Annotated in this window: 3 protein-coding genes and 1 pseudogene; all 4 read right to left on the bottom strand. The window is 72.2% G+C overall.

What is annotated here, in order from left to right:
• Positions 1–275: 275 nt before the first annotated feature.
• Positions 276–2,369, bottom strand: a pseudogene (gene glgX / locus F3J10_RS31360) (glycogen debranching protein GlgX); the annotation flags it as partial.
• 81 nt (positions 2,370–2,450) lie between these two features.
• Positions 2,451–4,649 carry a 1,4-alpha-glucan branching protein GlgB gene (gene glgB, locus F3J10_RS31355; RefSeq protein ID WP_167243730.1) on the bottom strand — a complete coding sequence of 733 codons (2,199 nt, stop codon included), beginning with the start codon at positions 4,647–4,649 and terminating at the stop codon, positions 2,451–2,453.
• Complete coding sequence (gene treS, locus F3J10_RS31350) at positions 4,646–8,116, bottom strand: maltose alpha-D-glucosyltransferase (protein WP_167243729.1); 3,471 nt, start codon at positions 8,114–8,116, stop codon at positions 4,646–4,648. Before treS ends, glgB begins: the two co-directional genes overlap by 4 nt.
• On the bottom strand, positions 8,113–10,772 hold a 2,660-nt coding region (locus tag F3J10_RS31345; RefSeq protein ID WP_167243728.1), incomplete at its 5' end, for an alpha-1,4-glucan--maltose-1-phosphate maltosyltransferase. The genes F3J10_RS31345 and treS, both read right to left, overlap by 4 nt.

Genomic DNA, 10,772 nt, shown 5'->3' with positions numbered 1-10,772 from the left:
GCGGCGGAATCGGGAGCCGTGTCGGCGGCGCGTCGTGAGGCGCCTGCCCCAATCGATGCCGGCACCGGCACCGGCACCGGGACCGGGACCGACAGCCGGCTGGCGCGTGTCGCGGCCGCCGCGCGCTGCGCGACCGGCTCGGGTTCCGCATCGGGCTCGTCGGCCGGCGCGGCGGCGGCCGGCAGTTCGTCGGGCGCGTCCTCGGCATCCTCGGGCAGGGCGTCGCTGGTGGCGTCGGTGTTCGTCTCGTCGAGCGAGACGCGTTCGCGCGCGCCCAGCTTCGCGGCTGCGATCAGGGCCGTGTGCGGCGGCAGCTCGATGCCCTCGGCGGCCAGCGCCTCGCCCTCCACCTCGGGCCGGCTGCTGTCGGCCAGCACATGCCAGTCCAGCACCGGCGCGGGCGGCACGAAGCGCAGCGGCTGGGCCGAGCCGTTGAGCATCAGCAGCAGCGCCTCGCATTCGCCGTGGCGATCGGGGCCCACCCGGCGCATCGTCAGCGCGCGGCGCTCGCGGTCCTGCCAGGCCGGCACCGAGACGCTCTCGCCGCGTTCGTCGAACCAGTCGATCTCGCGCAGGCCCGGCGCCGCCTCGCGGTCGCCCGAGGGATAACGCGGCTCCGACAGCAGCGGATGCTCGCGGCGCAGCGCGGCTAGCCGCGCCACGAAGGCGCTCAGTTGGCGGCCGTGCTCGCTGTCGGCCAGCTCCCAGTCGAACCAGGACAGTTCGTTGTCCTGGCAATAGGCGTTGTTGTTGCCGCGCTGGCTGCGGCCGAACTCGTCGCCGCCGAGCAGCATCGGCGTGCCGAGCGCGGCGTACAGCGTCACCAGCATCGAGCGCGCCACGCGCGCGCGCACCGCGCGGATGCCGGCGTCCTCGCTCGCGCCCTCCACGCCCCAGTTGGCGCTGCAGTTGTCGTCGCGGCCGTCGTGGTTGTCCTCGCCGTTGGCCTCGTTGTGCTTGGACGAATAGGCGACCAGGTCGGCCAGCGTGAAGCCGTCGTGCGCGGTCACGAAGTTGATCGAGGCCCAGGGCCGGCGCCGCTGGTGGTGGAAGATGTCGGCCGAGCCGGCCAGGCGCGCGGCCAGCTCCGGGCGCATGCCGGCGTCGCCGCGCCAGAAGCGGCGCACCGTGTCGCGGAAGCGGTCGTTCCACTCGCCGAAGCCGGGCGGGTGGTTGCCGAGCTGGTAGCCGCCGGGGCCCACGTCCCAGGGCTCGGCGATCAGCTTTCGGGTGGCCAGGATCGGGTCCTGGCCGAGCGCGTCGAAGAAGCCCGAGCCCTTGTCGTAACCGTTCGGCTCGCGGCCCAGCGTGACGCTCAGGTCGAAGCGGAAGCCGTCGATGTTGAAGGCGGTGCACCAGTAGCGCAGCGAGTCCATCACCATCTGCAGCACGCGGGGATGCGAGAGGTTCAGCGTGTTGCCGCAGCCGGTCTCGTCGATGTTGAGGCGCGGGTCGTTGGGCTGCAGCCGGTAGTAGCTGGCATTGTCGAGTCCGCGCCAGCTCAGCGTGGGGCCCAGCTGGTTGCCCTCGCAGGTGTGGTTGTAGACCACGTCGAGCAGCACCTCGATGCCGGCCGCGTGCAGCTGGCGGATCGCGATGCGCATCTCGTCGAGCCGGCGCGTCGACAGGTAGGACGGCTCGGGCGCGAAGAAGCCCAGCGTGTCGTAGCCCCAGTAGTTGCGCAGGCCGCGATTGACCAGCGCGCGGCTGTGCAAGAAGGCATGCACCGGCAGCAGCTCGACGGTGCTCACGCCGAGCCGCAGCAGGTGCTCGATGAACTCGGGCGAGCCGAGCGCCGCGAAGGTGCCGCGCTCGGGCTGGCGCAGCCCGCCGCGACGCATCGAGACGCCGCGCAGGTGGGTCTCGTAGATCACCGTCTGCGGCCAGGGCACCTCGGGGCGGCGGTCGTCGCGCCAGTCGAAGGTCTCGTCGACCACCACGCACTTGGGCATGGCCGGCGCCGAATCGCGCCGGTCGATCGAGAGATCGGCGCGGTTCGAATGGAGCCGGTAGGCGAACAGCGCGTCGGACCAGCGGAACTGGCCGATCAGCTTGCGCGCGTAGGGGTCGAGCAGCAGCTTCGAGGAATTGAAGCGATGGCCGTGCTGCGGCTGGTAGGGCCCGTCGGCGCGAAACGCGTAGACGGTGCCCGGATGCGCGTCGGGCAGGTAGCCGTGCCAGATCTCGTCGGTGCACTCGGGCAGGTCCAGCCGCGCGATCTCCTTGCGCCCGGTCGCATCGAACAGGCACAGCTGGATGCGCGTGGCATGCGCCGAGAACACCGCGAAGTTGATGCCCAGGCCGTTCCAGTTCGCGCCGAGCGGGTAGGGCCTGCCCGGTTCGAGTCGGTCGGCGGTGGCTGCGCGCATGATGCTGCTCTCCTGGTTCGTCGTCGTTGCTCGTGTCGTTTCGAAGCGGCTGGCTGCGCGAGGGCGCGGCTCGCGTGGGCCTCAATCCGGGCGCAGCCACAGCGTGGCCAGCGGCGGCAGGCGCAGCTCCGCCGACCAGGACTGGCCATGCGCCGGCACGTCCTGCGCCTGGAGCGCGCCGCCGTTGCCGCGATTGGTGCCGCCATAGGCCGCGCTGTCGGTGTTGAGCAGTTCGGTCCAGCGCCCGCCCGCCGGCAGCCCGACGCGATAGCCGTCGCGCGGCACCGGCGTGAAGTTGCAGATGGCGACCAGCACGCGGCCGCTGTCGTCGCGGCGCTGGAAGGCGTAGACGCTGTTGTTCGCGTCGTCGCCGACCAGCCAGCCGAAACCCTCGGGCCGGCTGTCGAGTTGGTACAGCGCCGGTTCGTCGGCGCTCAGGCGGTTCAGGTCGCGCACCAGGCGCTGCACGCCGCGGTGCGCGGGCGCGTCGAGCAGGTCCCAGGGCGGCTGGCCGTCGTGCGAGAATTCGCCGGGCTGGGCGAACTCGCCGCCCATGAACAGCAGCTTCTTGCCGGGATGGGCCCACATGAAGCCGTAGTAGGCGCGCAGCGTGGCGAAGCGCTGCCAGGCGTCGCCCGGTACCTTGGCCACCAGCGAGCCCTTGCCGTGCACCACCTCGTCGTGCGAGAGCGGCAGCACGAAGCGTTCGGAGAAGGCGTAGACCAGGCCGAAGCTGAGACGATCGTGATGATGGCGGCGATGCACCGGGTCCTCGCCGAGGTAGGACAGCGTGTCGTGCATCCAGCCCATGTTCCACTTGAAGTCGAAGCCCAGGCCGCCGTGCTCGATGGGCGCGGTCACGCCGGGCCAGGCGGTCGATTCCTCGGCGATGCTGAGCACGCCGGGCGGCGCGAGCGGGCCGTGCAGCGTGTCGTTGAGGCTGCGCAGGAAGGCGATCGACTCGAGGTTCTCGCGCCCGCCGTGCACGTTCGGCACCCACTCGCCCGAGGCGCGCGAGTAGTCGCGGTAGAGCATCGAGGCCACCGCGTCGACGCGCAATCCGTCGACGTGGTGGTCGCGCACCCAGGCCAGCGCCGCGGCGATCAGGAAGCCGCGCACCTCGTGGCGGCCGAGGTTGAAGACCAGGGTGTTCCAGTCGGGATGGAAACCCTCGCGCGGATCGGCGTGCTCGTAGAGCGCGCTGCCGTCGAACTGGCCGAGCCCGTGCGGGTCGGTCGGGAAATGCGCGGCCACCCAGTCGACGATCACGCCGAGGCCGGCCGCGTGCGCGCGGTCGACGAAGCGCGAGAAGCCCTCCACCGGCCCGAAGCGCGCCGAGGGCGCGAACGGCGAGAGCGGCTGGTAGCCCCAGGAGCCGCCGAACGGGTATTCGGCCACCGGCATCAGCTCGATGTGGGTGAAGCCCATGCCGGCCGCGTAGGGGATCAGCCGGTCGGCCAGCTCGTCCCAGCTCGGCGCGCGCGGCGGATCGCCGATCCTTTGCCAGGATTCCGGATGGACCTCGTAGACCGACATCGGCGCGCGCTCGGCATCGATCTCGGCGCGGCGGCGCATCCAGTCCTGGTCGTGCCATTCGAAGCTCGACCGCGCCTCGGCGTCGGCCACCACCGAGGCCGTCAGCGGCGGCGCCTCGGTGGCGCGCGCGCAAGGATCGGCCTTGAGCGGCAGCACCGCGCCCTCGCGCGTGCGCAACTCGAACTTGTAGCGCACGCCGGCGCTGATGCGCGGCACGAACAGCTCCCACACGCCCCAGGGGCGGCGCAGCCGCATCGGGTTGCGGCGCCCGTCCCAGGCGTTGAAGTCGCCCACCACCGAGACCCGCGCGGCGCTCGGCGCCCACAGCGCGAAGCGCACGCCGGGCACGCCGTCCACGCTCATCGGCTGCGCGCCGAGGCAGTCGAGCACGGCCAGCGGGTCGCCCTCGGCCAGGCGCGCGAGGCGGTCCTCGGCCAGCAGCGGGCCGAAGGCATAGATGTCCTCGACCTCCTGGGTCACGGTCATCCAGTCGATCGAGAGGCGGTAATCGGCGTCGTCCTCGAGCGTGCCGGCGAAGCAGCCGGCCGGCGCCACGCGCGCCAGCTCGCCGAGCACGCGGCCGCCCTCGCGCGCCACCGCGTGCACGCGATGCGCGCCGGGCAGCAGGGAGCGCACCACGGTGCGCTCGCCGAGGCGGTGCTTGCCGAGGCAGGCGAACGGGTCCGGGTGGCGCGCGTCCAGCAGCGCGTCGATATCGGACGGGTCGAACAGCGTGTCGCTCATTGCGGGTTCTCCGGCGGGAGCTCGTCGGGTGAATGGGATTCGGAGGACGGGCCGTCCTGGTCCTCCTCCGGGTCGCGGTCGCGGCCCAGCAGTTGCGTGCCCAGCGCGGCCAGCCCGAGCACCGGCACGCTCAGCCAGTCGGGCCGGTTGGCGGCCTCGTAGGCCAGCTCGTAGGCGGCCTTCTCGACCAGGAACAGCATCAGCAGGCGCTCGGCGTCGGCGGGCCCGGCGAACGGCGTGGGCGCGAGCTCGGCGGCGCGCCGGTAGTTGGCGAGGAAGCGGTCGGCCGCGGCCTGCCCGAAGCGGTCGAACAGCGCGCGCTTGAGGTCGGCGGTGGGCGCGGGGGCCTTCTCGATCGAGAACTGCGCGGCGGCGCTGGCATACGAGAGCGAGCGCAGCAGGCCCGCCACGTCGCGCAGCGGATGCGATTTGGCGCGGCGCGCGTCCAGCGCCCGGGCCGGCTCGCCCTCGAAGTCGATCAGCATCGCGTCGCCGTGCACGTCGAGCACCTGGCCGAGATGGAAGTCGCCGTGGATGCGCGTGCAGAGCGCGTCGAGATCCTTCGGCAGCAGCGCGCCGAGCGCCGCGAGCAGCTCCTCGCGCGAGGCCAGCAGCGCCACGGCGGCCTCGCGCACGCCGTCGTCCAGATCGTCCAGGCGCGGCGCGAGCAGGCCCAGCGCGCGCTCGACCATCGCGATCGCGTCCTGGGTCCAGCGCGCCACGTGGGCGGGCGTGGCGCGCTCGGGCGCGAAGGCCGGATCGTCGGCGGGCGCGGCCAGCGTCACGTGCAGCTCGCCCAGGCGCGTGCCGATCGCGCCGGCGAACTCGGCATAGACGTCGATCTCGTCGGCCTCGCCGTCGGCTTCCCGGGCATCGGGCGTGGCCGCGGCCGACAGCGCCAGGTCGCCCACCGCGCGCTTGAGGAAGTCGAGCGAGCGGACCCAGGCGTCGCCCTGGTTGTCGACGAAGGCCTGCACGATCGCCACCGTGTGCGGCGTGCCGTCGGCGCCCACGTGCAGCACCTCGCCGACCAGCGCCGGCGCGTTGGCGTAGCCGGCGCGCGTCAGGTGCCGGCTCATCTCGGCCTCGGGATGGATGCCGGCCGCCACCCGCCGCACCAGCTTGAGCACCAGGGTCTCGCCGATCACCAGCGAGCTGTTGCTCTGCTCGGCGGCGAGCCAGCGGATCTCGGGCGCGGGGCCCAGCGCCGGCATGGTTTCGTCCAGCGTCGGCTCGGGCGAGAACACCAGGGTGCCGCCGCCGGTGAGCGGCACGCTGGCGCGTTCGGCCAGTTTGGCCAGCACGCCGTGCGCGAAGCCGGGCAGCGCGAAGGCGTCGGTCAGGTAGCCGACGGTCGGGCCGCGCCGAACGCGCGCCAGCGCCAGCCGCATGAACAACGGATGCGGGGTCTCGTCGCCCCAGGCGGCGGCCAGCGGCACCACGTAGCGTTCCTCGCGGCCGTCGGAGCGGGCCACCACTTCGGCGTACTGGAACGGTTCGCCGGGAATCGGCGTCACGCAGTCGAAGCGTGCCGCGTCCAGCGAGCGGTCCTTCGAGGCGAACCAGCGGCGCCGCGCGAGCCATTGCGGCAGCACCTCGGCCTCCAGCGTTGCGACCAGCGGCGCGGCCGGCTGCGCATCGCCGCGCCGCATCACCAGGGTGGTGTACTCGGGCAGCGGCTCGGCATGCGGGCGGTGCCAGGCCGGCTCGGCGCCGGTCGGCGAGAGCGAGAACCACAGGAAGCCATAGGGCGGGAAGGTCAGCAGGTAGGGCAGCTCGCCGATCGCCGGGAACGGCGAATCGGAGGTCATCTCCACCGGCACGCTGCCGGCGAATTCGGAGAGGTCGAGCTCGACCGCCTGCGAGGCGCGCGACAGGTTGGCCACGCACAGCACGGGCGTGGCGTCGGGCAGCTCGCGCAGGTAGGCCAGCACCTTGCGGTTCTCGGGGCGCAGGAAACGCAGCGTGCCGCGCCCGAACACCTGGGTGGCACGGCGCGTGGCCAGGATCCGGCGCATCCAGTTCAGCAGCGAATGCGGGTCGCGCGACTGGGCCTCGACGTTGACCGCGTCGAAGCCGTACAGCGCGCCCATCACGGGCGGCAGCACCAGTTGCTCGGGATCGGCGCGCGAGAAGCCGCCGTTGCGGTCGGCGGACCATTGCATCGGCGTGCGCACGCCGTCGCGGTCGCCGAGGTGGATGTTGTCGCCCATGCCCAGCTCGTCGCCGTAGTAGACCACCGGCGTGCCCGGCATCGACAGCAGCAGCGAGTTGATCAGCTCGATGCGGCGCCGGTCGCGCTCCATCAGCGGCGCCAGGCGCCGCCGGATGCCGAGGTTCAGGCGCGCGCGGCGGTCGCTCGCGTAGGCCTGCCAGAGCATGTCGCGCTCGGCGTCGGTGACCATCTCCAGGGTCAGCTCGTCGTGGTTGCGCAGGAAGATCGCCCACTGGTTGCTGGGCGCGAGCTCCGGCGTCTGCCGCATGATGTCGATGATCGGGAAGCGGTCCTCGCTGGCGATCGACATGTAGATGCGCGGCATCAGCGGGAAGTGGAAGGCCATGTGGCATTCGTCCTCGCGGCCGAAATACTCCTGCACGTCCTCGGGCCACTGGTTCGCCTCGGCCAGCAGCATGCGGTTGGGGTATTCGGCGTCGATCGCGGCGCGGATCCGCTTGAGCACCGCGTGCGTCTCGGGCAGGTTCTCGTTGCTGGTGCCCTCGCGCTCGACCAGGTAGGGCACCGCGTCCAGGCGCAGGCCGTCGATGCCGAGATCGAGCCAGAAGCGCATGACCTGCAGCACCTCGCGCACCACCGCCGGATTGTCGAAGTTGAGGTCCGGCTGGTGCGAGTAGAAGCGGTGCCAGTAGTACTGGCCGGCGACCGGGTCGTGGGTCCAGTTCGACGGCTCGCTGTCCACGAAGATCACGCGCGTGCCGGCGAACTTGGTGTCGGTGTCCGACCACACGTAATAGTCGCGATGCACCGAGCCGCGCTTGGCGCGGCGCGCGCGCTGAAACCAGGGATGCTGGTCCGAGGTGTGGTTGATCACCAGCTCGGTGATCACGCGGATGCCGCGCGCGTGCGCCTCGCGGATGAAGCGGCGCACGTCGGCCAGGGTGCCGTAGTCGGGATGGACGTTGCGATAGTCGGCGATGTCGTAGCCGTCGTCGCGGCGCGGCGAGGGATAGAAGGGCAGCAGCCACAGCGCGTCCACGCCCAGCGAGGCGATGTAGTCGAGCTTGGAGATCAGGCCGGGGAAGTCGCCGATGCCGTCGCCGTTGGAGTCGAAGAAGGACTTCACGTGTAACTGGTAGATGATCGCGTCCTTGTACCAGAGCGGATCGCCGGCCAGGGTGCCGCGTTCGGAAAAGCGCGCCCCGTTGCGGCGCGCGCCGCGCCGGGCATTGCCGGCACCGCGCTGGAACGGCGCGTGTTGCGGTGAATCGTGCGGTTCTTCGCGGATCATCGCTGGTTTCCTTCGCCGGGCTGCGGCGTCGAGGCGGCGGGCCGGGGCACCTCGGGCGCGATGCGCCAGAGCGCGAACGGCAGCGCATGCGGGTCGAGGTTCACGTATTGGCGGGTGCCGTGCCAATGGTGCTGATGGCCGTTGGCGAGTTCCACGCTGCGCAGCGCGGCGCCCTCGGGCACGCCCCAGCCTTCGTAGAGCGCCGCGTCGAGCATGAAGTCGGTCGACTGCGGCGCCCAGGGATCGAGGCTGATCGCGGCCACGATCACGTTGTCGAAGCCGGGCGTGGCCTTGCGGAACACCAGCACCGAATCGTTGGGCGCGTCGAGGAAGCGGATCCCGAGATGGGTCTGCAGGGCGGGGTTGCCGCGCCGCAGGCGGTTGAGCAGGGCGATCTCGGCGGCCAGGTTGCCGGGGCGGTGCCAGTCGCGCGCGCGCAGCTCGTATTTCTCGGCGTCGCGGTATTCCTCGCCGTCGTCGGTCAAGGGCGCCGATTCGCCCAGCTCGAAACCGCTGTACATGCCCCACAGCCCGGAGAGCAGCGCGGCCAGCGCGGCGCGGATCACGAACTGCGCGCGGGGTGCGTGGTGCAGGTAGCGCGGGTTGATGTCGGGCGTGTTGACGAAGAAGTTCGGGCGGAAGAATTCGCGCGCCGGGCCGTCGGCCAGCTCCAGCAGGTATTCGCGCAGCTCGTGCTTGTTCTCGCGCCAGGTGAAGTAGGTGTACGACTGCGAGAAGCCGAGCTTGGCGAGCCGGTACATCATCGCCGGCCGCGTGAAGGCTTCGGAGAGGAACACCACGTCGGGATGGCGCGCACGCACGTCCTCGATCAGCCAGGCCCAGAACGGCAGCGGCTTGGTATGCGGGTTGTCGACGCGGAAGATCTTCACGCCGGCGTCCACCCAGTGCAGGATCACGTCGCGCAGCGCGACCCACAGCTCGGGCATCGCGTCGCTCGCGTAGAAGTCGGGGTTGACGATGTCCTGGTAGCGCTTGGGCGGGTTCTCGGCGAAGCGCAGCGAGCCGTCGGGGCGCCAGGCGAACCAGCCGGGATGGCGCGCCAGCCAGGGATGGTCGGGCGAGCACTGGATCGCGAAGTCGAGCGCGATCTCGATGCCGTGCGCGTGCGCCGCCGCGACCAGCGAGCGGAACGCGCCCAGCGTGCCCAGGCTCGGATGCAGCTCGGTATGGCCGCCGATCGGCGAGCCGATCGCGTAGGGGCTGCCGACGTCCTCGGGGCCCGCGCGCAGGCTGTTGTTGCGCCCCTTGCGCGCGGTCAGGCCGATCGGGTGGATCGGCGGGAAATACAGCACGTCGAAGCCCATCTCGCGGATGCGCGGCAGGTGGCGCGCCACGTCCTCGAAGGTGCCGTGGCGCTGCACGTCGTCGGCGGCCGAGCGCGGGAACATCTCGTACCAACTGCCGAAGCGCGCGGCGCGGCGCTCGACCTCGACGAGATGGACGCGGCTGTCGCGCGTGAGCGCGCTGCGCCGGTACAGCGCGGCATAGGCGGCGGCCGAATCGGGCGCGAGCAGCAGGGCGAGCTGGCCGCCCGCGTCGCTGCCGTCGAAGGCCTTGGCCAGCGCCTGGGCGGCGCGCGTGTCGCGGCGCGGGTCCTCGGCCTGGCGCGGGTTCGCCTTCAGCGCGGCGGCCAGCAGCGCGCGCGCTTCCTGCAGCTCCAGCGCGATCTCCTGGCCGGCCGCGTGCTTCTTGCCGATGTCGTCGACCAGCGAGCCCCAGTCGTCGCGCCAGGCCAGCACCCGGAACTGGTGACGGCCGATCCGGTCGAGCGGGATGCTGGCCTGCCAGCGGTCGTTGCCGAGCGGGGCCAGTGGCACTTCGCGCCAGTCGGCCTCGTCGGCCGCGCGGAACGCCACCGCGGCACCGAGCCGGGCGTGGCCGTCGACGATCAGCGTGGCGCTCACGCGCATCGCCTCGCCCACCACGCGCTTGGCCGCGAAGCGGCCGTCGTCGACGCTCGGCTCGACGCGCTCGATCGCGATCCGGTCGGCCTCGAGCGCGGCGGCCAGCGCTTCCTGGGCGGCCGAGCGGGCGCGGCGGCGCGGGGCGGTGTCGGCTTCCGCCTGGGCGGGGCGGGCGGCCTCGTCCCGGGCGTCTTTCGTACCCTTGGCGGGCTTGCCGTTCTTGCCCGCCTCGGCGCTCTTGCCGCCGTCCTTGGGTTCCTTGCCGGGCTTGACCGGCTTGGCGCGCGCCGCGCGCAGCAGGCTCACGTCGCCGGGCATCAGCGCCAGCGGGCCGAGCGGGGCGGTCTTCGCGCGGCGGCCCGCCGACAGCGGCGCGAAACGCGTGAAGGCGCCGGGCACGCCGGCCAGGCAATCGGGATCGACGGCGCCGGGCGCGTCGAGTTCGGGGTTCAGGGCGATCAGCAGGGCCTCGTCGGCTTGTTTCAGCCAGTCGCTGTCGTCGCGCAGCAGCACGGTGACGGCCGCGTCGGCGCCGCTCAGGGCCGCCAGCTCGCCGCGCGAGGCGAACACCGCCGAGTCGCGCCGGCGCCGGTTGGCCTCGGCGAGCGGCTCGGACAGGTCGAACGCAGCGCGCTCGAAGGCCTCGCGGAACGCGGCCGGCTGCGGATGCGCGGTCATCAGCGGGGTGGCGACGCCGCGCTCGAAACCCATCGGCACCAGCCAGCCGGTGA

It is taken from the genome of Burkholderia sp. Cy-637, assembly GCF_011753175.1.
Classification (GTDB): domain Bacteria; phylum Pseudomonadota; class Gammaproteobacteria; order Burkholderiales; family Burkholderiaceae; genus Burkholderia; species Burkholderia gladioli.
Note: the sequence above shows the minus strand (reverse complement) of the source record. Positions and strands in the feature narration are given on the sequence as shown.

Excerpts from the sequence above, each read along its gene's own strand:
- glgB (WP_167243730.1), bottom strand. The coding sequence starts at position 4,649 with ATGAGCGACACGCTGTTCGACCCGTCCGATATCGACGCGCTGCTGGAC.
- treS (WP_167243729.1), bottom strand. The coding sequence starts at position 8,116 with ATGATCCGCGAAGAACCGCACGATTCACCGCAACACGCGCCGTTCCAG.